At 68.6% G+C, this 22,787-nt stretch carries 27 protein-coding genes and 1 rRNA gene; 21 read left to right on the plus strand and 7 right to left on the minus strand.

The features are described from left to right. Positions 1 to 147: 147 nt before the first annotated feature. Both rrf and AB0G02_RS06345 read left to right on the plus strand, forming a co-directional pair. Positions 148 to 264: ribosomal RNA gene (gene rrf / locus AB0G02_RS06340) — 5S ribosomal RNA — on the plus strand. A gap of 78 nt (positions 265 to 342) precedes the next feature. Next, the gene (locus AB0G02_RS06345; protein ID WP_360790173.1) at positions 343 to 1,197 is read left to right on the plus strand and encodes a GNAT family N-acetyltransferase; all 855 of its coding nucleotides are present in this window, start codon (positions 343 to 345) and stop codon (positions 1,195 to 1,197) included. Here the strand turns inward: AB0G02_RS06345 and AB0G02_RS06350 are convergent. From AB0G02_RS06350 to AB0G02_RS06365, 4 genes are read right to left on the minus strand one after another with little or no spacing between them, the layout of a single operon-like run. Continuing rightward, positions 1,178 to 1,384, minus strand: a complete 207-nt coding sequence (locus tag AB0G02_RS06350; protein WP_360790176.1) for a helix-turn-helix transcriptional regulator — start codon at positions 1,382 to 1,384, stop codon at positions 1,178 to 1,180. The genes AB0G02_RS06345 and AB0G02_RS06350 overlap by 20 nt on opposite strands. Next, positions 1,381 to 1,986: a hypothetical protein gene (locus AB0G02_RS06355; protein WP_360790179.1), complete on the minus strand. Its 606-nt coding sequence runs from the start codon at positions 1,984 to 1,986 to the stop codon at positions 1,381 to 1,383. The genes AB0G02_RS06350 and AB0G02_RS06355 overlap by 4 nt, the downstream gene beginning before the upstream one ends. A gap of 3 nt (positions 1,987 to 1,989) precedes the next feature. Further along, positions 1,990 to 2,592, minus strand: coding sequence for a hypothetical protein (locus AB0G02_RS06360; protein WP_360790182.1), 603 nt, complete (start codon positions 2,590 to 2,592; stop codon positions 1,990 to 1,992). A gap of 30 nt (positions 2,593 to 2,622) precedes the next feature. Beyond that, the gene (locus tag AB0G02_RS06365) at positions 2,623 to 3,087 is read right to left on the minus strand and encodes an Lrp/AsnC family transcriptional regulator (RefSeq protein ID WP_360790185.1); all 465 of its coding nucleotides are present in this window, start codon (positions 3,085 to 3,087) and stop codon (positions 2,623 to 2,625) included. 79 nt (positions 3,088 to 3,166) lie between these two features. On the opposite strand from AB0G02_RS06365, the gene AB0G02_RS06370 reads away from it, so the two are divergent. The 6 genes from AB0G02_RS06370 (at position 3,167) to AB0G02_RS06395 (ending at position 9,756) form a co-directional block, all read left to right on the plus strand. Next, positions 3,167 to 3,601 (plus strand): rhodanese-like domain-containing protein, encoded by a 435-nt coding sequence (locus tag AB0G02_RS06370; protein WP_360790188.1) that lies wholly within the window; start codon positions 3,167 to 3,169, stop codon positions 3,599 to 3,601. 15 nt (positions 3,602 to 3,616) lie between these two features. Then, positions 3,617 to 4,351 (plus strand): type 1 glutamine amidotransferase, encoded by a 735-nt coding sequence (locus AB0G02_RS06375; protein ID WP_360790191.1) that lies wholly within the window; start codon positions 3,617 to 3,619, stop codon positions 4,349 to 4,351. 126 nt (positions 4,352 to 4,477) lie between these two features. Further along, on the plus strand, positions 4,478 to 5,611 hold the full coding sequence (locus tag AB0G02_RS06380; protein ID WP_360790194.1) for an inorganic phosphate transporter: 1,134 nt from the start codon (positions 4,478 to 4,480) through the stop codon (positions 5,609 to 5,611). Beyond that, a complete protein-coding gene (locus AB0G02_RS06385) occupies positions 5,608 to 5,832 on the plus strand; it encodes a hypothetical protein (RefSeq protein ID WP_360790197.1) in 225 nt (74 codons plus the stop codon). The genes AB0G02_RS06380 and AB0G02_RS06385 overlap by 4 nt, the downstream gene beginning before the upstream one ends. A 39-nt stretch (positions 5,833 to 5,871) precedes the next feature. Further along, on the plus strand, positions 5,872 to 8,814 hold the full coding sequence (locus tag AB0G02_RS06390; RefSeq protein WP_360790200.1) for a bifunctional [glutamine synthetase] adenylyltransferase/[glutamine synthetase]-adenylyl-L-tyrosine phosphorylase: 2,943 nt from the start codon (positions 5,872 to 5,874) through the stop codon (positions 8,812 to 8,814). A gap of 12 nt (positions 8,815 to 8,826) precedes the next feature. Continuing rightward, complete coding sequence (locus AB0G02_RS06395) at positions 8,827 to 9,756, plus strand: NADP-dependent oxidoreductase (protein WP_360790203.1); 930 nt, start codon at positions 8,827 to 8,829, stop codon at positions 9,754 to 9,756. A gap of 64 nt (positions 9,757 to 9,820) precedes the next feature. On the opposite strand, the gene AB0G02_RS06400 is transcribed toward AB0G02_RS06395, so the two are convergent. Next, complete coding sequence (locus tag AB0G02_RS06400; protein WP_233812167.1) at positions 9,821 to 10,036, minus strand: hypothetical protein; 216 nt, start codon at positions 10,034 to 10,036, stop codon at positions 9,821 to 9,823. Positions 10,037 to 10,225: 189 nt separating this feature from the next. On the opposite strand from AB0G02_RS06400, the gene AB0G02_RS06405 reads away from it, so the two are divergent. The 5 genes from AB0G02_RS06405 to AB0G02_RS06425 all read left to right on the plus strand — a co-directional run bounded on the left by AB0G02_RS06405 (position 10,226) and on the right by AB0G02_RS06425 (position 13,532). Next, entirely contained in the window at positions 10,226 to 10,867 is a 642-nt protein-coding gene (locus tag AB0G02_RS06405; RefSeq protein ID WP_360790207.1) for a hypothetical protein, read from the plus strand. Beyond that, on the plus strand, positions 10,868 to 11,275 hold the full coding sequence (locus tag AB0G02_RS06410) for a DUF1232 domain-containing protein (RefSeq protein WP_360790210.1): 408 nt from the start codon (positions 10,868 to 10,870) through the stop codon (positions 11,273 to 11,275). It begins immediately after the preceding gene. 48 nt (positions 11,276 to 11,323) lie between these two features. Further along, positions 11,324 to 11,557, plus strand: a complete 234-nt coding sequence (locus AB0G02_RS06415) for a hypothetical protein (RefSeq protein ID WP_360790214.1) — start codon at positions 11,324 to 11,326, stop codon at positions 11,555 to 11,557. Continuing rightward, positions 11,557 to 12,288, plus strand: a complete 732-nt coding sequence (locus AB0G02_RS06420) for a DUF6338 family protein (protein WP_360790217.1) — start codon at positions 11,557 to 11,559, stop codon at positions 12,286 to 12,288. The genes AB0G02_RS06415 and AB0G02_RS06420 overlap by 1 nt, the downstream gene beginning before the upstream one ends. Before the next feature lie 623 nt (positions 12,289 to 12,911). Next, a complete protein-coding gene (locus tag AB0G02_RS06425; RefSeq protein ID WP_360790220.1) occupies positions 12,912 to 13,532 on the plus strand; it encodes a hypothetical protein in 621 nt (206 codons plus the stop codon). Between the two features lie 359 nt (positions 13,533 to 13,891). On the opposite strand, the gene AB0G02_RS06430 is transcribed toward AB0G02_RS06425, so the two are convergent. Together AB0G02_RS06430 and AB0G02_RS06435 are read right to left on the minus strand one after the other, a co-directional pair. Then, positions 13,892 to 14,605, minus strand: coding sequence for an HAD family phosphatase (locus AB0G02_RS06430; RefSeq protein WP_360790223.1), 714 nt, complete (start codon positions 14,603 to 14,605; stop codon positions 13,892 to 13,894). Continuing rightward, positions 14,602 to 15,444 (minus strand): winged helix-turn-helix domain-containing protein, encoded by an 843-nt coding sequence (locus AB0G02_RS06435; protein WP_360790226.1) that lies wholly within the window; start codon positions 15,442 to 15,444, stop codon positions 14,602 to 14,604. The genes AB0G02_RS06430 and AB0G02_RS06435 overlap by 4 nt, the downstream gene beginning before the upstream one ends. Before the next feature lie 223 nt (positions 15,445 to 15,667). Here AB0G02_RS06435 and AB0G02_RS06440 point away from each other — a divergent pair, with 223 nt between their 5' ends. The 8 genes from AB0G02_RS06440 to AB0G02_RS06475 all read left to right on the plus strand — a co-directional run bounded on the left by AB0G02_RS06440 (position 15,668) and on the right by AB0G02_RS06475 (position 22,309). Continuing rightward, the gene (locus AB0G02_RS06440) at positions 15,668 to 16,126 is read left to right on the plus strand and encodes a hypothetical protein (RefSeq protein ID WP_360790229.1); all 459 of its coding nucleotides are present in this window, start codon (positions 15,668 to 15,670) and stop codon (positions 16,124 to 16,126) included. A gap of 1 nt (position 16,127) precedes the next feature. Then, on the plus strand, positions 16,128 to 16,403 hold the full coding sequence (locus AB0G02_RS06445) for a hypothetical protein (RefSeq protein WP_360790232.1): 276 nt from the start codon (positions 16,128 to 16,130) through the stop codon (positions 16,401 to 16,403). Further along, entirely contained in the window at positions 16,400 to 16,696 is a 297-nt protein-coding gene (locus AB0G02_RS06450; protein ID WP_360790235.1) for an AMED_5909 family protein, read from the plus strand. The genes AB0G02_RS06445 and AB0G02_RS06450 overlap by 4 nt, the downstream gene beginning before the upstream one ends. A 77-nt stretch (positions 16,697 to 16,773) precedes the next feature. Further along, positions 16,774 to 16,992, plus strand: coding sequence for a transcriptional regulator (locus tag AB0G02_RS06455; RefSeq protein WP_360790238.1), 219 nt, complete (start codon positions 16,774 to 16,776; stop codon positions 16,990 to 16,992). A gap of 779 nt (positions 16,993 to 17,771) precedes the next feature. Then, positions 17,772 to 19,241 (plus strand): FtsK/SpoIIIE domain-containing protein, encoded by a 1,470-nt coding sequence (locus AB0G02_RS06460; protein WP_360790241.1) that lies wholly within the window; start codon positions 17,772 to 17,774, stop codon positions 19,239 to 19,241. 23 nt (positions 19,242 to 19,264) lie between these two features. Then, positions 19,265 to 20,845: a replication initiator gene (locus AB0G02_RS06465; protein WP_360790244.1), complete on the plus strand. Its 1,581-nt coding sequence runs from the start codon at positions 19,265 to 19,267 to the stop codon at positions 20,843 to 20,845. A gap of 21 nt (positions 20,846 to 20,866) precedes the next feature. Continuing rightward, complete coding sequence (locus tag AB0G02_RS06470) at positions 20,867 to 21,061, plus strand: helix-turn-helix domain-containing protein (RefSeq protein ID WP_360790247.1); 195 nt, start codon at positions 20,867 to 20,869, stop codon at positions 21,059 to 21,061. Positions 21,062 to 21,097: 36 nt separating this feature from the next. Beyond that, entirely contained in the window at positions 21,098 to 22,309 is a 1,212-nt protein-coding gene (locus AB0G02_RS06475) for a site-specific integrase (RefSeq protein ID WP_360790250.1), read from the plus strand. Positions 22,310 to 22,787 lie beyond the last annotated feature (478 nt).

A 22,787-nucleotide genomic window follows, 5' to 3' on the forward strand; every position in this document is an offset into this window, starting at 1 on the left:
GTTGACCGGTACTAATAGGCCGAGGACTTGCTACGAAAATGCTACGCATCCACTGTGCGGTTCTGAGAGAGCCGAACCGGACCACCACGGTCCACCCTGCTGGTCGGGGTGGGTCGGGGTGCCTACGGGTTGGTAATTTCATAGTGTTTCGGTGGTCATAGCGGTTGGGGAACACCCGGTCCCATTCCGAACCCGGTAGTTAAGCCTTCCAGCGCCGATGGTACTGCACTCGTGAGGGTGTGGGAGAGTAGGACGCCGCCGAACAATTTTTCGCCTTCAGGGGCACTCGAGTAATCGGGTGCCCCTGAAGGCTTTTTGCGTTACGGTCCGATCGTGGCCGAGGTGACGAGACACGACGACCTTGCCGGGTTCTGGGCGTTGACCAAGGACTTCTTCACCGCAGACCCGGTGTTCCACACGGTGCCGATCGCGGCGGTGGACCGGTGGCTCAACCGCCCCGATCCGGATGACGAGCCACCGCTCCTGGTCACCGTCTCGGAGGACGGGGTGCTGGTGGCGGCGGCGCTGCGCACACCGCCGTGGCCCATGGCGATCTCCGGTATCGCACCGCAGTGGGTGGACGTCGTCGCGGACGCCCTGGCCGGTGAGGTCGAGTTGCCCGGCGTCAGCGGACCGCGGGACTCGGTGGAGGCGTTCGTCGTCGCCTGGGCCGCCCGGACGGGGTGCAGCGCCACCGAGCAGATGGCGATGCGCCTGTACGAGCTGGGCGACCTGGTCACACCGGACGTCCCGGGGGCCGCTCGCATGGCGACCGAGGACGACCTCGAGATGCTGAGCGAATGGCGCCGGGAGTTCGGCGTCGAAGCGACCACCCAGGTCGACGGCCAGGACATCACGGACCGGTACCAGAGGTTGCTGCGCGCCGGGATCGCCGCCGGCAACGGTCACCTGATCTGGCACCACGGTGACACGCCGGTGGCGTGGGCGGCGGCGAACGCGCCGGCGTCGGCCATGTCCCGCATCGGTCCGGTCTACACGCCACCGGAGCACCGCCGGCACGGGTACGGCGCGGCCGTCACCGCTGCCTGCGCGGCGTGGGCGCGGGAGAACGGGGCGGAGCACGTCGTGCTGTACACCGACCTGGCGAACCCGACGTCGAACTCGATCTACCAGCGGATCGGGTTCCGGACGGTGGTCGACTCGGCGGAGTTCGGGTTCATCCCGGCCGGTTGCTGAGCAGGTCGCCCGGTTGGCACTCCAGCACGTCGCACAGCGCGGTGAGCGTGCTGAACCGGATCGCCCGCGCCCGGCCGTTCTTGAGGACGGACAGGTTGACCACGGTCACGCCGACGCGGTCGGCCAGCTCGGTCAACGTCATCCCGCGTTCGGCCAGCAGCCGATCGAGGTGCACCTGGATGGTCACACTGTTCCTTCGAGGTCCTCACGCATCTCCGCGCTCGTCCGCACGATCTTCGCAAGCGTGAGCAAGCCGACGCCGGTGACCACCGCCCACCACGGCAGGTCCCAGTCGCTGAGGAAGGCGGTCGCCTCGACGTCACGGCTCGTGGCGCGTTGCAGCAGCCACCCGGCGGCGAACGCCTCGACGAGCGTCACCGCGGGCAGGGCCACGAGCACGAACACGCCGAACCGCTTGAGCCCGGCGGCCGTCGCCGCGGTGTGCACGCCGTCGCGGGATGCGCGTTCCAGCAACAACAGCAGCAGGAGCAGCGTGATCGCGTAGCCGAACGCGGTGGGCGCGGTGGTGAGGAACGCGACCACCCGTTCCCCGCCGGTCGGCTGCTGCAGGCAGATCAGGGCCTGTTCGACGGAGCTGGTGACGTCGGGGTGCAGGATGCCGCTGCTGCCGTGCCCGTCGGGTGGGAGCCCGGTCCGGAAGCACACCGGCTGCGAGCCGATGGCCCCGGTGATGGCGAACCAGGCGGTCGCGCCCGCGGTCAGGACGGCGGTGACCGACCACAGGAACCGGACGACCTTCGTCAACGGCCGCAGCACGTCCTGCTCCACCGCTCACACCGTCCCTTCCAGGTCGGCGCGCATCTCGGCACCCGAGCGGATGATCTTCGCCACGGACAGCAGCGCGATGCCGGTGATGATCGCCCACACCGGCACGTCCCAGCCACCGACGAACGACAGGGAGCCGGCGTCGTAGGTGACGGCGGCGTGCACGAGCGTGGTCCGGGCGACCGACTCCACCAGGGCCGCCACCGGCAGCACCCACAGCAGGAAGTGCCCGAGCCGGTTCACGCCGTGCGCGGTCCCGTCCGTGTGGATGCCGTCGCGGGCGGCGTCACGCAGCACCAGCAACAACAGCAGCAGCGCGCCGACCTGCGCGAGCGGCGTCGAGAACTCGGACAGGACGCCGAGCAGGTGCTGCCACGGGGCCGGGTCGTCCACGCACAGCCGGACCTGGTCGACGCCGTCCAGCCGGGCGCCCGCGGCCAGGTCGACGCCCTGGACGTCGTGCGGCCAGCTCCGCGCGGCGAAGCACACCGGGTCGGACAGGCCGACGGTCAGCCGCACCGCGGTCGCGAGCCCGAGCAGGCCCAGGCCGACCGACAACGCCACGGCCGTCACGCCCGTCAACGGTTCCAACAAGTTCTTCCTCGACATGACATGCCCCCCGCATATCGTTTATCGATGTTATCGAGAAACGATACCCCCGAAAACCTCCCGCGTCACGGGCCGGTTGCGGGCGTGGGAGGAGAACACCAGGGACGTGGTCGTGTCGCCGTAGCGCTGGGCCTGCTCCACGAACTGCTCCAGCTCGACCGTCGACCGGCACACCACGCGCAGCAGCCAGCAGTCGTCACCGGTCACGTGGTCCGCGTCGCGCACCTGCGCCATGGTCACGACCCGTTCCCGGAAGCGGGGCGTGTCCAGGCTGCGCACCCGCACGCGGACGATGGCCTCGATCGGCAGCCCGAGGCGCTGCGGGTCGACCACCGCGACGTACCCGGTGACGATCCCGGCCTGCTCCAGCCGCCGCACGCGCTCGGTCGTCGCGGGCGCGGACAGGGACACCCGCTTGGCCAGCTCGGTGAACGTCATCCGCCCGTCCTGCTGGAGCAGCTCCAACAACTTCCAATCCAGGTCGTCCAGTTCCACCGTGGAATCGTAAGCGGGAGGCGCTGAACACCTGGACTTCCCCATGGGGTCGAACGCGCTGGTCAGCGACGATTCACCCATGACGAACACGCTCCGCACCCCCGCCGCCGACCCCGCTGCCGCCGCCGAGTTCTTCGCCGCGGAACTCGCCTTCGAGGCCGACCCGGACGACGTCGTCCGCGACCTGGAGGCCGGTGCGACGGCGGGTTTCCGGTTGGTCGAGACGCGCAGTCCCGAGGCGTTCGCCCGCGTCCGCATCCCCGGCGCGATCAACCTGCCGCACTGGGAGATCGACGAGACGACGACGGCCGGCTGGGACCGCGACCTGGTCTACGTCTGCTACTGCGAGAGCTTCCAGTGCAACGCGGCCACGAAGGGCGCGCTGAAGCTGTCGCGGTTGGGGTTCAAGGTGAAGCGGTTGGCCGGTGGCATCACGACCTGGCAGGCCTCCGGCTACCCCGTCGAGGGGGAGGGCGCGGTGGCGGGCCTGCACGGGATCTCCTGCGACTGCTGAACTAACCTCGGTGGGGTGACGCGACTGCTCGTGCTGCAACCCGACCACGACGACCCGCCCGCCCGCCTCGGTGAGTGGCTGACCGCCGCCGGGGCGGTGCTGGACGTGGTGAAGCCCTACGAGCAGCCGCTGCCGGACACCCTGGACGGTTACCAGGGCGTGGTGTGCCTGGGCGGTGTGATGGGCGCGCTGGACGACGTCACGTACCCGTGGCTGGCGGACGTGCGCAAGCTGTTGTCGCACGCGGTGTCGAAGCGGGTGCCGCTGCTCGCGATCTGCCTGGGCGCGCAGCTGCTGGCCGCGGCCACCGGCGGGCAGGTGCGGCGCGGGCCGCAGGGGCCGGAGATCGGCGTGCAGCTGGTGGCCAAGCGGGACGCGGCGAGCGGTGACCCGTTGTTCAGCGACCTGCCGTGGACGCCGGACGTGTTGCAGTTCCACGAGGACGAGGTGTCGTTCCTGCCGCCGACGGCGGTGCTGCTCGCGTCCTCGCCGAAGTGCGCCAACCAGGCGTTCCGGATCGGTGACCGCGCTTACGGCGTGCAGTTCCACATCGAGACCACGCCGGAGCTGGTGCTCCGCTGGGCGGCGGGGTACGAGGGCAGCGCCGGGCTGCGTCCGGGGGTGCTGGACCCGGAGCGGCTGGAGCAGGGGCACGAGGACATCCGGGAGGCGTGGCAACCGTTTGCCGAACGATTCGTGCGCCTGGCGGCCGGTGAGCTGACGATCCACCGGAGCCTCCCGCTGGTGTGACGAACATCCGTTGTTGGTCGAGTTCACCTGTTGGACAGGTAGCGTTCACGGCGTAGTTGTGAGCATTCATCGACCAGACAGGTAGCGTTTACCTTCGACTGTGTCGATTCAGTTGGAGGAATCAGCGTGGATGCCTCGCTCCTCGTCATCATCGTGGTCATCACGGCCTTGGTCTTCGACTTCACCAACGGCTTCCACGACACCGCGAACTCGATGGCGACCTCCATCGCCACCGGCGCCTTGCGACCGCGCACGGCCGTCGCGTTCTCCGCGGTGTTGAACCTGGTGGGCGCGTTGTTGTCGGTGGAAGTCGCCAAGACCATCTCCGGCGGCATCGTCGACGACGCCCGGATCACGCCGGCGATCGTGTTCGGCGGCTTGATCGGCGCGATCATGTGGAACCTCGTGACGTGGTACGTCGGGTTGCCGTCGAGCTCGTCGCACGCGCTGTTCGGCGGCCTGATCGGGGCGACCTGGATCGCGTCGGGCGCGGACGCGGTGCACTTCGGCAAGGTCGTGGACAAGGTGGTGGCGCCGGCGATCGCCGCGCCGCTGGTGGCGGGCGTCGTGGCGATGCTGGCCACCCACCTGACCTACCGGATGACGTCGCGGGCCCGGAAGTCGGTGACGGACCGGGGTTTCAAGGCCGGCCAGATCGCGTCCGCGGCGCTCATGTCGCTCGCGCACGGCACGAACGACGCGCAGAAGACGATGGGCATCATCACGCTCACGCTGATCACCGCGGGCACCCTCTCGCCGGGTGCGGAACCGCCGCTGTGGGTGATCCTGAGCGCGGCCGTCGCGATCGCGCTGGGCACCTACCTGGGCGGTTGGCGCATCACCCAGACCCTCGGCAAGGGCCTGACGACGATCGAGGCGCCGCAGGGCTTCGCCGCGCAGACCAGTGCGGCGACCGTGATCATGGCGTCGTCGCACCTGGGGTTCGCGCTGTCGACGACGCACGTCGCGTCCGGCGGGATCATGGGGTCGGGCCTGGGTCGTCAGCGCGGTGGCGTGCGGTGGGGCGTGGCGGGTCGGATGGCGGCGGCGTGGGGGTTGACGCTGCCGGCGGCCGGTCTGGTGGGCGCGTTCGCGGGCAAGGTGGCGTCGCTCGGCACGCTCGGCGTGGTGGCGGTCGCGTTGGTGGGCATCGGGGTGGCGACGGCCATCTGGTTCCTGTCCCGGCGTGAGCCGGTGCGGCCCGAGCACGTGGTGGACGAAATCGCGGCGCAGGCCGAGACGCACAAGGTGGCGGCGTGAAGATCGACTGGGCGGCGTTGGGCACCGTGTTCGCGGTGAGCCTCGGGATCGTGCTGGGGCTGGTGCTGCTGTTCTCCGGCGGGCTGCGGGCGTGGTCGGCGCGCGAGGTGGCGCACGAGCAGGGGGTGTCCACCGCGAGGCCGACGGCCGTGGCGGCGGCCTGCCTGCTGGCGTGCGTGACCGTGGTGTTGTTCGGCATCTACTTGATCGTGGCGAGCTGATCGGTCCCGCGACCCCCGGGCGGGTTACGGTGTTCGTCGATGACCGATCCAGCCCGCCTCCCCACGTCCCCCGCGCGGTTCGGCCTCACCGAGGCGCGCAGCGGTGAGCACCTGCGTGCCGCGGGGTGGTGGGAGGGGCGCCGGCCGACGGAGGGCAACGAGCCGCTGCTGGTGGCGCTGTCCCGCAGCCCGGACCCGGACCTGGCACTGCTCGGGATAGACCGGCTGCGCGTCGCGCTCGGTGACCGGTGGCCGGAGCTGGACCAGGCGTTGCGGGACGGCGAGGCGTTGCGCGGCCGGCTGCTCGCGGTGCTGGGTTCGTCCACGGCGCTGTCGGACTTCCTGGTCGCGAACCCCGACCGCTGGCGCGGCCTGGTCGACCCGGACCCGGTGGACGCGGGGGCGTTCGCGCCCGTCCTGGTCGCTGCCGTCGAGGGGCTGACCGGCGCGGAGGCGGTGCGGGCGCTGCGGCTGGAGTACCGGGCGCTGCTGTGCCGGATCGCCGCCGCGGACCTGGCGCACGTGGTGGAGCCGGACCAGCTGTACGTCAACTACGACGACGTCGTCGGGCTGCTGTCGGACCTGGCGGTGGCCGCGTTGCGGGCCGCGCTGGACGTCGCCGCGCGGCAGGTGCCGCGGTCGGACGAGTGCCGGCTGGCGGTGATCGCGATGGGCAAGTGCGGCGCGCGGGAGCTGAACTACGTCAGCGACGTGGACGTGGTGTTCGTCGGTGAGGGCGACCTGGCGGTGGCGACCCGGTTGGCGGGCGCGGTGATGCAGGTCGCGGGCCAGGCGTGCTTCGAGGTGGACGCGGCGCTGCGGCCGGAGGGCAAGGCGGGCGCGCTGGTGCGCACCCTGGACGGCCACGCCACCTACTACCAGCGGTGGGCGCGGACGTGGGAGTTCCAGGCGCTGCTCAAGGCCCGGCCGGTCGCGGGGGACGAGGAGCTCGGGCAGCGGTACATGGACGTGGTGCGGCCCCTGGTGTGGACGGCCGCGGAGCGGGAGAACTTCGTGCCCGACGTGCAGGCGATGCGCCGCCGCGTCGAGGACCACGTGCCGGTGGGCCTGACCGACCGGGAGCTGAAGCTGGGGCGCGGCGGGCTGCGGGACGTCGAGTTCGCCGTGCAGCTGCTCCAGCTCGTGCACGGGCGCGGTGACGAGGAGCTGCGCATCACCACGACGACGCAGGCGTTGGCGGCGTTGGGGCGTGGCGGGTACATCGGTCGCACGGACGCCGCCGACTTCGGCCGCGCCTACCGGTTCCTGCGCACGTTGGAGCACCGGTTGCAGTTGCAGCGGCTGCTGCGCACGCACCTGTTCCCGGCCGACGACGACGGTGCGGCGCTGCGGTGGTTGGCGCGTGCGTCGGGGTTGCAGGCCGAGGGCGGGCTGTCGGAGGGCCAAGTGCTGCTGGCCGAGTTCCGCAAACGCGCGAACCAGGTGCGCAGGCTGCACGAGAAGCTGTTCTACCGGCCGTTGCTGCAGGCCGTGGCGAACGTGCCGACGGAGGCGTTGCGGCTGACGACGTCGCAGGCGGCGGCACGGCTGGCCGCGCTGGGTTACGCCGCGCCGGACGGGGCGTTGAAGCACATCGAGGCGTTGACCAGGGGTGTTTCCCGGCGGGCGCGGATCCAGACGGCGCTGCTGCCGGTGCTGCTGGACCTGTTCGCGACCACACCGGACCCGGACCGGGGCCTGCTGGCGTACCGGAAGGTGTCGGAGGCGTTGGCCGAGACGCCCTGGTACCTGCGGCTGCTGCGGGACGAGGGCACGGTGGTCGACCGGCTGGCCGCGCTGCTGGGCACGTCGAAGCTGGTGCCGGACCTGCTGGTGCGGGCGCCGGAGGTGCTGCCGCTGCTGGCGGACACCGAGGCGCTGGTCGGCCGCGACCCGATGACCATCGGCAACCCGCTGCGCAGCGCCGTGTCCCGCTACAACGACCTGGAGCGCGCGGTGACCGCCGCCCGGTCGCTGCGCCGCCAGGAGCTGCTGCGGGTGGCGTCGGCGGACCTGCTCGGGCTGGTGCCGCTGCGCACGGTGTGCGTGTCGCTGTCCGAGGTGTGGGTGGCGGTGCTGGGGGCGGCGCTGGACGCGGTGGTGCGGTCGGCGGGTCCGCCGTCGGCGTCGATCGCGGTCATCGGCATGGGTCGGCTCGGCGGGCGCGAGCTGGGGTACGGCTCGGACGCCGACGTGCTGTTCGTGTGCGAGCCGGTCGAGGGCGTGAGCGATCCGGACGCCGCCCGGTACGCCTCCTCGGTGGTCGAGCAGGTGCGGCGGCTGCTCAGCGCGCCGAGCCAGGACCCGCCGTTGCAGGTGGACACGGACCTGCGGCCGGAGGGCAGGCAGGGGCCGTTGGTGCGCACGCTCGACTCCTACCGGGCCTACTACGCGCAGTGGGCCGAGCTGTGGGAGGCGCAGGCGCTGCTGCGGGCCCGGTTCATCGCCGGTGACGCCGAGCTGGGCGCGCGGTTCATCGAGATGATCGACCCGGTGCGCTACCCCGGGTCGGGACTGGACGGCGGGGCGGTGCGGGAGATCCGCCGCATCAAGGCCCGCGTCGAGGCGGAACGGCTGCCGCGCGGCGCCGACCCGTCCACCCACACCAAGCTGGGGCGCGGCGGGCTGGCCGACGTGGAGTGGACCGTGCAGCTGCTGCAGTTGCAGCACGCGTTCGAGGTGCCCGCCCTGCGCACGCCGTCGACCGTGCGCGGGCTGCGCGCGGCCACGGAGGCGGGGCTGGTGTCGGAGGAGGACGCGGTGGCGCTGCGGGACGCGTGGGTGATGGCGACCGAGGCGCGCAACGCCGTCGTGCTGGTGCGGGGCAAGGCCGGTGACCAGCTGCCCACGGCCGGGCGGGACCTGGCCGCGGTGGCGTCCGCGATGGGGCACCCGGGTGATCCCGGCGAGTTCCTGGACTCCTACCGGCGCACGACGCGGCGCGCGCGGGCCGTGATCGAGCGCATCTTCTACGGTTCCTGAACACTGGGGTGCGTGAAAGCGATCGCGCAGACCGAATTCGGAGATGCCGAAGTCCTCGTCATGCGGGAGCTGCCGGACCCGCCGATCGGCCAGGACCAGGTGCTGGTCGAGGTGCGTGCGGCCGGGGTGAACCCGGTCGACCGGCTGGTGCGCATGGGGTACGTGGCCGCGTCGGTGCCGCACCACTTCCCGCTGATCCCCGGCTGGGACGTGGCGGGCGTGGTGCGTGCCGTCGGACCCGCGGTCGACGGGTTCGCCGTCGGTGACGAGGTGTTCGGCTACCAGCGCAAGGACCACGTGCAGAACGGCACGTACGCGGAGCTGATCGCGGCGACCGAGCGCGGCTTGGCGCACAAGCCGCCGTCGCTGTCGTTCGAGGAGGCGGGCGGGCTGGCGCTGACCGGGCTGACGGCGTTGCAGGCGTTGCGGAAGGTCGGGGTGTCCGAAGGCGACACGGTGCTCGTGCACGCCGCCGCGGGCGGTGTCGGGCACCTGGCCGTGCAGGTGGCGCGGATCCTGGGCGCGTCACGCGTCATCGGGACGGCGTCGCCGCGCAACCACGACTTCCTGCGGTCCCTCGGCGCGGAGCCGGTGACCTACGGCGACGCGCTGGTGGGCGAGGTGGCCGAGCTCGTCGGCGGTGACGGGTTGGTCGACGTGGCGTTCGACTGCGTCGGCGGGCAGGCGCTCGACGACTCGCCGGCGCTGGTGCGCGACCCGTCCCGGATCGTGTCCATCGTGGGCACCAACGTGCTGGAGCTGGGTGGTCGGTACGCCTACGCCAAGCCGGTGCGGGCCGACCTGGACTGGTTGGCCGAGCAGGCGGGCAAGGGGGCGTTGAAGGTCGAGGTGCAGCAGGTGTTCCCGCTGGAGCAGGCCGCGGAGGCGCACCGGCTGCTGGAGGGCAAGCACGTGCGCGGCAAGATCGTGCTGACCGTGTGACCGGGTAGTGCGGTGAGACCCGGTGGTGAAGGGCCCCCGTCGACGGCGGGGGCCCTTCGCTGCCTCACTCCTCGTCGGCGGTCGGGACCGAGGTGAGCAGTTCGACGATCCACTCCTCGACGAGCGAGTCGTCGGACTCCTCGTCCTGGACGAGGCGGTTCGACACGCGGACGCCGAGACCGAGCACGTCGGCGGCGCCGATCGCCTCGATCGCCTCGGCGGCGGAGTCGAAGATGTTCGTGGACAGCACCTGCGCGGGGGTTGCGACGTCATCAGACACGGCGCGACCCTAACCGCCCGCCCCGATAGGGGGACGGGCAGCCCTGGTGTCGACGCCGTGTTCACCGGGGGCTACGCACCGTCGAACTGGGGCTCGCACGCATTGACTATTGGTGTTCCTTATGCCGAGACTAACGGCGCTCCTGGGGGAGATTCCCGTTCGCACGCGTGCGCCCGGACGAAGGACGTCATGGACGACGAGATCCACCACCGCAAGAAGAGCAGCGCGGCCCTGAGGATCAGCCTGGTCATGCTCGGCGTGCTGGTCCTGCTCGGGGTGATCCAGGCGGTCGTCGCGGGCACCGTCGGCGTGGGCGCGTTGAGCGTCACCCTGCGCGAGTCCTCTTCGGCGGTCCCCACCACGCGGGCGACCACGTCGGACGACACCGCCGGCCTGGACGGTGCGGTGGGCACGGCCCCGGGGACGTCCTCGGAGGAGGCTCCCGAGTCCCCTGTGGAGAGTGCGGTCCTCATCGGGTCGTGGAAGCAGGCGCGCGGCCTGCTCACCGTGGAGGTGACCAAGGTGGAGAACGTCGGTGGCCGCATCAGGGTGTTCGTCACCGCGGTCAACGCCAGCACCGCGAAGATGGACCTGCCCGTCGCGTCGGTCACGGCCGTCGACGACGCGGAGCGCGACTACAGCGCGACCCTGTCGACCAGCCGGTGGCCCACGACGATCGCGAAGAACGGCAGCATCAACGGGTTCCTGGAGCTGGACCGGAAGGTCGGCGCCGACAGCACGTCGTTCTCGCTGACGTTCGGCGGGATCATCGGTCAGCTCGCGCCCACCGGCGGCGAGGTCACCGTGACCGGCATCCCGGTGCCCAGGTAGGTGGACGTCCTCCTCGGTGTCGTCCTCGGGCTGCTCGGCCTGTGGCTGGTGCTGCTCGCGGGCCTGTTCCTGGTCCGGCCGCGCGGTGACGTGCTGTCGCTGGCGGTGCGCCTGCTGCCCGACGTGCTGAGGTTGGTGACCCGCCTGGCGCGTGATCCGGGCGTGCCGCGGTCGGTGCGGGTGCGGTTGTGGCTGCTGCTCGGGTACCTGGCGCTGCCGTTCGACCTGGTGCCCGACTTCATCCCCGTGCTGGGGTACGCGGACGACGTGATCGCGGTGGCCTGGGTGCTGCGTTCCGCGGTCCGCGCCGCGGGGCCGGACGTGCTCGCCTCGCACTGGCCCGGAACGCCCGAGGGCTTGGCCGTCGTGCGTCGGCTGGCGGGTGTCCGGTCTCCGGACGGTGAGTAACGGCGTGGCAGCGGTGGGCGACTACCCCGGGTGAGGGAGGGTGTCGCCATGGAGAACGATCGTGGGCATCTGCGGGGGGAGCCGCGCCGGGGCGAGGAGGTCGATCCCGTCACCGGCGAGGTCATCGGCGTCGTGGTCGAGAACGACGAGCCGACCGACGTGCCGATCGATCCCGGCGATGAGTCGTACGAAGGGCTCAGCCCGCAGCCGGCCGGTGGGGGCTACCGGTACCTCGACTCGGAACCCGGTGAACCGCCGCCGGTGCGCGGCGACACCCGCTGATGGTGCCGCAGACGCTGGGCGCGGTGGCGTCGTTCCTCGCGCTGGTCGCGCCCGGCATCGTGTTCGAGCTGCTCAGGGAACGCAGGCGTGCCGGTTTCAAGGAGACGCCGTTCCGCGAGGCGTCCCGGGTCGCCCTCGGCAGCCTGGCGTTCACGCTGGTCGCGTGCACGCTGCTCATCGCGGTGGGTGCCGCCGTCCGGGCGCTGTTCGGCGTGGACGTCGTCGTCGACCTGGACCGCCTGGTCGACGGTGGCGCGGCGTACGTGCGGGCCCACCTGCCCCTGGTGCTCACCTCGGTGGTGGCCGAGCTCGTGCTGGCCTGCGCCGCGGCCGCCGCGCTGGACCAACTGCTGGCCCGACGCCGTCGTGAGATCACGTCGGTGCAGCAGCAGACCGCGTGGCACCAGGTCTTCCGCCGCGACCGCCCGGCGGGCAGCGTGCCGTGGGTGCACGTGCACCTGGTGGACGGCACGTCGTTCTTCGGCTTCCTCCGCTCCCACACCGCGTCGGGCGTGCCGGAGGAGCGCGAGATCGTGCTGGAAGGCGTCTCGATGACCTACCTCGGCAAACCCCTCGACGGCGAGGACGCGCACGTGGAGGACGTCATCGGTGAACGCTGGGCCCGCGTCGTGATCCCGTCCGCCCAGATCAAGTACCTCCGCGTCCAGTACCGCGACCAGGAGTCGGGCCAACTGGTCGACACCCGCACCCGCGCGCCGGCGGCCGGGTGACGCGGTACCGGTCCTCGTGCACCGGCGGGCGTGGACGTCGAGAAGGCCGAAGGCCCGGTGACTGGTTCAGTCACCGGGCCTTCGGCCTGTGGAGGCTTCGACGGCCTCTCCAGCTCACACGGCCTGGAGGCGGCCTGGGTGGGGCTCAAGACCTGCCGGTCAGAGCCCCGCGTCGATCACACGTCGTAGGACTGTCAGCGGTCGGCGGTGACCTGCGGTTCGACCTATCGCACCATGCCTGACCTGCTTGTTTCCGCTCGACGTTCACCGTCGTTGACCAACACTGATCCACGTCTGACGGCCTGGAGACGGCCTGATCATGCTCAGAGCTTCTGACAGCTTGGAGGTGCGGAGCCAACGGCAGCTCGCCGCCTCTGGCCTGTGCCCGGTTTGGTCCTGAGTGACGCTACGGCCCTTGTTGAGCTGGGCGAATCACACTAACCGCGTGGCTCGGCGAGGGGCATGACTAGTGGTCGTATTGCCCAGGCTGGCTGAGCCGTCGGGTGTTTGAAATCCTGACAGTAGGGTGTAAGGTAAAACTGGGGTTAGTGTCTCTCTTGGCAGGCAGCAGACCTAAGGTGATCTTGCTGCAGAGCATTGTAGGCACACTGGAGTAGACGGAAATGATCGTTCTCAGCCCCGATTATTTCAAGCTCGGAGACATTGTTAGCGTCCGCTGGGATGACGTCTGGATTGCAGGCCGTGTAATCGCGTGCGTCGAATCCGTGCGACATGAAAGGCAAAAGCGTTTATTCGACCGGTATGGCGAGAGCGCCATTCCGGGGCTCGCGATTGCGCCACCGGACGAGTCTTGCAGATGTGCAATTAGGGTTGCATTCAATAACCCATATTACGATGTCACACTTTGGCGGGTTCGATTCTTTCATAAGGGAATGCCTCTGTATGATGACTTCGAGGCGGAAGATGTTAGGCTCGACGTGCACGACCCGAATTGGGATGCGTTCGCCATCGAGCCGTATGCTGGTGCTCACGTGCATCGTGAGCGTGGGATGTATCCTGATGGATCCTATTACAAAGCGGGCGACCCCATTTGGGTGTGGGAAAACAAAAGATGGCATCCGGCGCTGGTGGTAAGCGTTGGCCGCTGGGTTTCCGTGCGGTACCTCAACGGCTTTCGTGATCGCAAAGGAAATAGTTCTAAAAGCTATCGAACGTGGCAAATTTGGCCAATTGTAAGTGAGCCTTCAGCCGCTTTCAGGGGCAAGGTCGAGCGATTCTTGTGACGGCACATGCTGTCTTCGGATGACCTTTGATGCAACCTTGACCTGTCTTCGGTCATTCAAGCGTCGGCAAGGCGGCGGAGCCGTCGCGGCAGTCGATCGCCGTGCCCAGCGCTGGTAGCCGTGTGACCGCGCGATCGTTCCGACCTTGGTGGCTGGAAGTAGCTTGGTGGCAGCTCGCATCGGTATGGTGCGCCGCCTTCCCAGCCACGTGCACCGGCTCCGCGCGCGGCCGACGGGCGGAGCGAAGCGGGAGCCCGGCGTGTCGCGATGCGGGGAGTCGGTGCAAACGTGAGGCGGGACTGGCCCGCGCGTCGCCGCAGGCGGCGCGCCTTGATCCCATAGAGCCAAATTCGGCAGAGCTACCAGGAACGCACGATGCGGTCGAGGGTCGCCATGCTGGTGGTGATGGCGCTCGGACGTTCGGTCGCGAATCGTTCGGCTTTGCCGGGCTTGTTGGCGTAGCCGATGGAACGGGTTCCGGCGGCGTTGGCGGCGCGTAGGTCGGTGAGTGAGTCGCCGACCAAAGTGCACTTCGATGGCGGAACCGTGAGGGCCTCGGCGGCCTGGTCGATTAGCTGCGGGCTCGGCTTCAAGGCCGCAGGATCGGGTTCCGTACGGGCGGACACAGTGTGCACTAGGTGCACGAGGTTGTGCAGGTGAAGATAAGCGTTGACGGCTGCCTGCGAGTTGTTGCTGACGACTGCGAGCTTGCGGCCTGTCGCGTGCCAAGCGTGGATGAGGTCGTGTGCGCCTAGTGTCGGCTCGGCGGTGGCCACGGCCTCGACCTCGTGGGCGCGTAGTGCGGCTTCGAGGTAGTGAGCTTTTCCGGTGCCAAGGGTGGCGGCGTAGCTGAAGACATCGAACGGGTCTTCGGTCTTCTCGATCTCGGCAGGCAGCTCCTGATGTCCGCCGTCGGCAAGGACTTTGCGGAGCTGACTGGCGACGTGGTGCGCGGGGAGACTCGCGAAGATCGAGCAGATTGGGCCGTCGAAGTCGAGGAACAGGGCATCGGTGGTCATCAGGATGGCGTGTAGAACCTCCGGCTGATCCATCGATACCGGCTCGGTCGTCACCGCTTGTACTCCGTGGAGATGGTGTTCCACAGGCTGTCGAACCAGGTGCGGGCCTGGTCGACGTATTGGCTGCCCGTGCTGGTGTCGTCGTCGGTGGTGCTGTGGTGGAAGAGGATGGCGTCCTTGCCCATCAGGTCGTAGATGGCCTGGGGTTCTCCGCCCAGTGAGAGGACGTGTTCGCGGACCGGGTAGAAGCCGAAGAAGGCTTCGTCGTTGTTGATCAGGTAGAGCTTGAAGAGTGGCGCTGCTGGGTGGACGCGGACCTCTGCGGTGGCGTCCTTGACCAAGCCGAGTTCGCCCAGCTCGGTCACGTTGTCCACGATGGCGAGGGTGTGGCGGCGCATGATCTCGGCGGCGCGTTCGCGGAAGGCGGGGCTGTCGGAGCGGTCCTCGACGGTGCACGGCACGGACCACGGGACGGTGGGATCCGGAACCAGGATGCGGACGTGGATCGTCTCGGGCGTGAGTCGGCCGATGCGGATCTTGTCCAGCGGCTCCTGAAGGATGCCGTGAAGGGTCTCGCCGGAGAACCCGGCGAAGTCGATCGTCACGCGGTCGGACGTGAACGCCTGCTCGATGTGAGGGCGTAGGCCGACCGGGCGCTCGGTGCGCTCTCGGACGAACACGCCGCTGCCCTGTCGGGAGACGATCAAGCCCTCGTCGCGCAGTTCGCGTAGCGCGCTCTGCACGGTCATCGGTGCGACGTCGTACTTCTTCGCCAGCTCCGCGCGTGACGGCAGCTTGTCACCCGCCTTGAACACCTTGGTCAGGATGGCGGCGCGCAGAGCGTTGGCGACCTGCACGTACGGCGGTCGCGGGTCATCCGGGTCGAGTGCCATGACTCCTCGTCTGGGTCGTCCAGTGCAAAGCGGGACGCAAAGCGCCGCAAAGCGGTCTGTTCGCACATGTTCGCAGCGTCGGTTCGCACTTGGCTAGACCGCCTAGAGAGCTAGCTCGATCGGCTGACGTTCGACACCTGCTTGACTTGGCTAGCCAAGCTGTCTTACTCTCGTCACATGGCTAGCCTGTATAGGCAGGCTGGCAAAGTGACGGAGGTGGCTGGTGGCGGTTCCATATGGGAGTCGGTTCGAGGCGTCGTTCGACCAGGTCTTCCCACAGGGAGCGCTGATGGTCGGTGAGGTCGCGCCGGACATGGAGTACATGAGCGCAGAAGACAAGGGACGCGGGCGGCAGGCCAAGCAGCGCGTGGACGAGCGCACGGGCAAGCGTCAGTGGAAGGTCGTGGTCACGGACCCGTCCGCCGAGAAGGAGCGGGACGCTTCGGTGACGGTGACGATCCTGGCCGACGTGCAGCCGGTGCCGCCGCAGGCCGTGCAGGTGATGCCCGGTGTCGAGGTCCGACCGGTGGCGTTCGAGGGCCTGACGGTCGAGCCGCGGGTGATGGGGGATCGGTACAAGTACCAGGGGTTCACGATCCGGGCTACGGCCATCGCGTCGCCGCAGGTGGGCGCTGCTCCCAAGCGTGCGGAGAAGCCCCAGGGCGAGCAGAAGGCGGCTTGAGGTGGCGCGGCCGTCTCGTGAGGCGGTCGCCCGTTGGAACCTCGCGTACGCGGAGCAGACCGAGGCCCTGTTCGCGGCGTCCAGTTCGGACGCCCGGTTACCGGTGCTTCGGCTGGCTGAAAGCTACGCGGCGGTGGCGTGGGCGTGGCGGATCCTGGCCGCTGATCTGGGCGTGCCCTTGTGGGCTCGTCACGCCTGTGCCGTCGCTGCCGAGGAGTTCGATCGTCGGGCGCGGATCGAGCGTGCCCGTGTCAACCCGGACGAGGACGGGACATGAGCAAGGACCAGCGCGTTTCGCAAGACGAGCTGTGGCGCAGGGCGCGGGCTGTCACGACGTTGCAGGGTGCGCATGAGGCACTGGTGAAGGTGATGCCCGCGCCGGCGGCGGATCGAAGGCTGTGGCGGGACTTCTACCTGGGGTCAGCCGAGGTGTACGGACGGGTCGCGGAGATCGACCGTGGGCACCACCACGAGGCGTTGTACTGGGCCAAGCGCGAGCAGGAGAAGGGCGAGGAGATCGTGAAGGCGCTGGCTCCTGGTGCGCTGCGGCATGACGGGAGCGGCAAATGACAGCCGGTCCCAAGCCCAAGGTGATGGGTGCTCCTGCGCCCAGTGGGCGAGGCAGTCAGTACACGGTGCGGCTGCGGGTGGCGGAGTTCCAGCGGGCAGCGCGGCGGTCGGCGCTGACCTCTGACTACGCGTTGGCACCTGCGATGGGCGTCAATCGCTCGACCATCTCTCGGGTGCTGACGGGTGAGCTGCGGCCTGGTGCCGCGTTCATCGCCGGTGCGCTGGCGGCGTTCGCGCCGATTGAGGTGCGGTTCGAGGACCTGTTCGAGGTCGAGTCGAACTGGTCGACGTCATGAGTGGGGCTCGGGGCGGGGAGCGGCCTGACCGGGTGGTGATGGGAGCGCACCTCCCTGAGGGCGTCGCACGCACTGCGGCGAACGTCGGCTACTCGCCGGGTGCTCTGGCCGAGGTGATGGCCGCGTGGGTCGAGCAGCGGCTACGGATCTGGTCGGTCAGGGATCTGTCGGCCGCGTCGGGTCTGAACGTGCACACCGTCCGCATGGTGGTGCGGGATGTGGTCGCGGCCGGCCACGCGGCTCGGATGCCGGGCGCTGTCCCATCGTTCCCTGGGCCATACCTGTACCGGCTGACGCCGGTGGGTGCGCAGGCATGGAGCGGCTTTCGCTCGGACGCTCGGCTGAGGCGGCGGCCGACCAAGGCCGAGTCGCCTTTGCCTCGTCGGTAGGACGTTGTAGCGCTGTTCTGGAACGCGTGACCGATGCGGTCGCGTGGTGATGGCGCACGCCTTGATGACAACTGAACAGTCTGCGGCTGGTGGGTGCGGTCGCGGGGAGACGGTCCAGGTCTTGGCGGGCTCGGCTGTCTCCCTGCGACTCACCTGACTGGCTTTGCCATGCGTTTTTGTTGACACACAAGGGATTCCAGTCATGTCAAGGGTATCGGTACGTGGGGGACGTACGTCAAGTCGACGCCCCGCCGGTCTGTGGAAGTTGTCCAACGGTCGGCGCTGCCAGTCGTGCAAGCGGTTCGGTGTCTACGCCCCGAACCAGCTCGACTGCTGCGCCTGCCTGGGATGGCTGCCGCTGATCTTCACCGTTGCTGTGGGCGGTGCGCTGTGAACGGCGGCAAGTGGGTCGACCCGGCTCCGTTCGAGGGTGTGCGGCCTCGGGTGCCGTGGTGGGTGTTGGTGCCGGGCAAGGCCAAGTGGATCGCGGCCTTGGTGGCGCTGGTGTGGTTGGTGTTGGTCGGCGTCGTGCGCCTGGTGCTCGTTGTCGTGCGCTACCCGGTCATCACGCTGGTGCCAGCGTCGGCGGCCTGGTGCTGGTGGCGGTTCGGACTCTCGCCACTCGTGCTGGCGCTGTTGTCGCTGATCGCGGCATTGGTGCTCTGGGCCGGCCTGGATCGTGAGTCGTTCCTGCGGCAGGGCTGGTACCGGCTGGTGACCGAGTGGCGGCGGGCGACGGTCTACGTCCCGAAGTGGCGGTCGGTGATGCGGCTGTCGGACCTGGCCAAGCGCGACCGGGGCCGTGAGTACCGGCCCAAGCTGCGACGCGTCCGGTCGGAGGGTTGGCGGGACCGCGTGCGGGTGAGGATGATCCCGGCCCAGTCGCCAGAGGCGTGGGAGCTGCGGCGGGACAACCTGGCGCACTCGTTCGGCGCTCGCTCGTGCCGTGTCCGGGTGCTGCGGCCTCGGCTGCTCGAACTGGACTTCGTCCACGCCGACCCGTTGGTGCGGCCGGTGTCCGTCCCTGCGTTGGAAGACTCGGCCGACGTCGACTTCAAGCGGGTAGTCGTCGGCCGGACCGAAACGGGCAAGCCGTGGCGGCTCCGACTGCTCGGGTCTCAGCTCCTCGTGGTCGGCGTGCCCGGTGCCGGTAAGGGCTCGGTGCTGTGGTCGATCGTGTGGCAGCTCGCGCCGGCGGTTCGGGCGGGCCTGGTGCGCCTGGTCGGGATCGACCCCAAGGGCGGCATGGAGTTGGGCCAGGTGCCCGATGCCTTCGACCGCTTGGTGTTCGGCAGCGGCGCTGACGCGGTTGAGCTGTTGGAGGAGATCGCCACTGAGGTGAAGGAGCGGGCGGCGCGATACCGGGGCATTCGGCGGCTGTGGGCTCGGGACACCGGTGAGCCGTTGACCGTGCTCATCGTGGACGAGCTGGCGGACGTGATCGCCTATCAGACGGACAAGCAGCTCCGGGAGCGTGCGGCGCGAGCTGTGCAGACGATCGCCTCTCAAGGTCGGGCTCCGGGGTACGTGATCGTCGGCCTGGTCCAGGACCCGCGCAAGGAGGTCGTCTCCTTCCGGCACCTGTTCAGCACCCGTGTCGCTCTGCGGCTGGATGAGCCACAGCAGGTGGACATGGTGCTTGGTGATGGTGTTCGCCAGCGTGGGGCGGCGGCTCACGAGATCAGCGAGAACACGCCCGGTGTCGCCTGGGTCAAGCAGGACGGGCAGAGGGAGCCGGACCGGGCTCGGGCCTTCCACGTCACTGACGCTGACCTGGCGACGCTGCGCGACTACTTCCGGCCTGCCGAGGTGCGGCCGTTCCCGACCAAGCCGGACGGTGCCGAGGGGGTGGCGGCGTGACGACTGGTACGCGGGCTGAGCGAATGCGTCAGCCGATGGCGCTGGACGTGGCCAAGGCTGCTGCAGAGCAGCACGGGGTGTGCGTGCGGCCGTTCACGATGGAAGTCGAGGACCGGGCCACGTACGAAGTGCGCTACGTCGCCGTGCCGTGCGGGTCGACGGTCGAGAGCGTCTGTGCGCCGTGTGCGAAGAAGGCCAAGGCGTTGCGGATGGCCCAGTGTCGTGAGGGCTGGCACATGGCCGAGGAACCCGACTTCACCCCGACCGCGCCCACTGAGGACCAGAAGGCGTTGCTGACGTTCCGGGCGGACCTGGTCAAGGCGTACCGGGAGGCGGTCGAGGCAGGGGAGGCGGGTGACGGTGACGAGCTGCGGGAGGAGATCCACAGCGTCGACGCGGAACTTCGGCAACTCGGCGTCCGGGGCCGCTTCCCCTCACCCGACGCACCTGCCAAGCGACCGGTGAAGCGGTCGACCAAGCGTCGCCAGGACGCGCCGAACCTGCCTCGGCGGCGCGTGGAGAAGCGCACCGTGGGCCGGGAGTACGCGGGAGGCTTCCGGCCCTCGATGTTCGTCACGCTCACCCTCGACACCTACGGGCGGGTGCGCGATGACGGAACACCGGTCGACCCGAACACCTACAACTACCGGCGCGCGGCTCGGGACGCGGTGCACTTCGCCTCCCTGGTGGACCGGTGGTGGCAGAACCTTCGCCGGGTCGTCGGGTGGGACGTGCAGTACTTCGCCACCGTCGAACCACAGAAGCGAGCGGCGCCGCACCTGCACGCGGCAGTCCGCGGTTCGATCCCCCACGAGACCATCCGCCTGGTCACCGCCGCCACCTACCACCAGGTGTGGTGGCCCAACCACGACGAACGGCTCTACGGCGGTGACCACCTGCCGGTCTGGGACGCACGGGCGGAAGCGTTCGTTGACCCGGACACCCGGCAGCCGCTGACGGCCTGGGCGGACGCGGTCGAGGCCGTGGACGAACCGGCGCACGTGGTGACCTTCGGGCGTCAGGTGCACTCCAAGGGCATCCTCGGCGGCTCGGAGGAAGCCGGACGCCACATCGGCTACCTGACCAAGTACCTCACCAAGTCCATCGGTGAAGTGGTCGAACAGTCCACCGACCGCCAGCGCCGACACGCTGACCGCCTGGCGGACGAGCTGGCCGTGACGCCCTGCTCGGACCGCTGTCCGGTGTGGCTGCTCTATGGCGTCCAGCCGCGCGGCGTCGGCTCCCGGACCACTCCGGGCCACTGCAAGGGACGTGCGCATCGCCGCACCACGCTCGGCCTGCCTGGTCGACGGGTGCTCGTCTCGCGCAAGTGGTCCGGCAAGACGCTGGCCGATCACCGGGCCGATCGGAAGCGGTTCGTCCTGGAAGCACTCAAGGCATTGGGGATCGAGAAGCCGGAACCCGACACGTCCCAGCTCGTCTGGCACAAGGTCCGGCCCGGCGACCCCAACGTGCCACCACGGGCGCACCTGCTCATGCACGCCATCGCCCAACGGGTCACGTGGAAGGCCGAGTACGACCGGGCCTTGCTGGCGGCCAGCGGTGCACCGCCCGATCTTTCGGCAGTTCCACAAGCGGCCTGAAACGTGGGGAGGGGGACGGCAATGAGCGGGAACGAGTTCGACCGGCTGTGGGGCGTTGACGATCTCTCAGCCTTCCTCGGCGTGCCGGTGCACACCATTCGTGGCTGGCGCAGCAAGAACTACGGGCCTCCGGCTCGGAAGGTCGGCAAACACCTGCGGTGGGACCCGGCCAAGGTCCGCGAGTGGTTTAACGGCCTAGACCAGCACGCGGCCTAAAACTTTCGGCAATTCGGCACACAGGAGAAGTCTGTCATGGGTCACGTGCAAGACCGCTGGTGGACCGTTCGGGACGGCAAGCGGGTGAAGGCTCCGCAGTTCGGGAAGGGAATGCGGTACAAGGTTCGCTTCCCTGGCCCGGATGGTCGGGAGCGCTCGAAGATGTTCCCGGACCGACAGAAGGGGGCGGCAGACGCGTTCCTGCACGAAATTGAAAACGACAAGAACAAGGGAACATACCTCGACCCTGACGCGGGTAAGATCACGTTCCGCGACTACACGGAGAAGCACTGGATCGACGCCCGGACGTTCGATGAGTCCACGCGTGAGGGCGTGGAGTTCCGGCTCAAGCTCCACGTGTACCCGTACTTTGGTGACACGGAACTTCGGCTTATCCAGCCGTCCACGATCCAGGCATGGGAGCGCAAGCTACAGCAGAAGGGCTTGGCTGAGACGTACCGGCGCAGCATCTTTGCCAATGTCTCGGCAATCTTCACCGCTGCGATTGATGACGAGCGGTTGCGCAAGAACCCGTGCAACGGAAAGTCGGTTATCAAGCCTCGGGGTGAGTATCCGAAGATCGTCCCGTGGTCGGAGAAGCGCGTTCACGCGGTCCGCGACAAGTTGGGTGAGCGTTACCGGGTCGGTGTCAACCTCGGTGCTGGGTGCGGCCTCCGACAGGGTGAGGTATTCGGGTTCTCGCCGGATGACGTTGACGAGTCCGAGGGAGTCATCCACGTGCTGCGACAGGTCAAGATTGTGCGCGGCAAGATGATTTTCGGTCCACCGAAGCACGGAAAGAGCCGCGATGTGCCCTTGGCCAAGAGCGTGGCGGATGCGATCGCGACGCACATGGACAAGTTCGAGCCGCTGCCTGTCACACTGCCGTGGGGCGCGCCTGACGGCAAGCTTGTGACGGTGCCGCTCCTTATCTATACGCGTGAGTCAAAGCAACTCCATCGGCACTCGTTCAACCACTACGTCTGGAAGTCCGCGTTGAGAGATGCTGGGATCGAGACGCCAGGCCGTGCCGAAGGCTTCCACGCTTTGAGGCACTTCTACGCCTCCTCGCTCCTGGAGGCGGGCGTCAGCATCAGGGCGCTCGCCGAGTATCTAGGGCACGCTGACCCGGCGTTTACACTGCGCGTTTACACCCATCTCATGCCTGCGAGCCATGAAAGAGCGCGGTCCGCTGTGGACGAGGTTTTTTCAATCAGCGTTTCTCGGTCCCAAGCTCAACGCGCATGACCTTCGCAAGCGCCGTCAGCATCTCGTGTAGATCTTCTATATCTGGTACCTTTATTTTTTCACGAGGGTGGAGTTCGGCGTAAGTTGCGCTGTTCAGGTGACCGTACAGACTCACGGCACATTTTCGGACCTCTGTTGAAAGCAATTCGACCTGTGCTAGGACTCGGCCGACATGCAAGTAGTCTTCGTGTGGCTGTTCTTGGACATCTTCGGGCATGGCCCAGCGCTTCAGGGCCGATCTAGCATTTGGTTCTATAAGTGAATATACTCCGATGTAGCTCAAGTCGCTCGTCCATCGCCTGAATAGACTCAGAAGATCTGAGTATGCATCTTTTTTGTGCTCAATGAATCTCCGTCGATCTTGTAGGTGCTGGCTGAAGTAGATGCCGCCGACTGTGATCAGTGACGAGAAGGCCACCGCCGAAGCGGTGATGAGCGCAGGCGCAATAGTAGACATAAATCAACGGTAAGGCGCGCC

Origin of the sequence: Actinosynnema sp. NPDC023658 (genome assembly GCF_040639995.1) — a bacterium.
GTDB lineage: Bacteria > Actinomycetota > Actinomycetes > Mycobacteriales > Pseudonocardiaceae > Actinosynnema.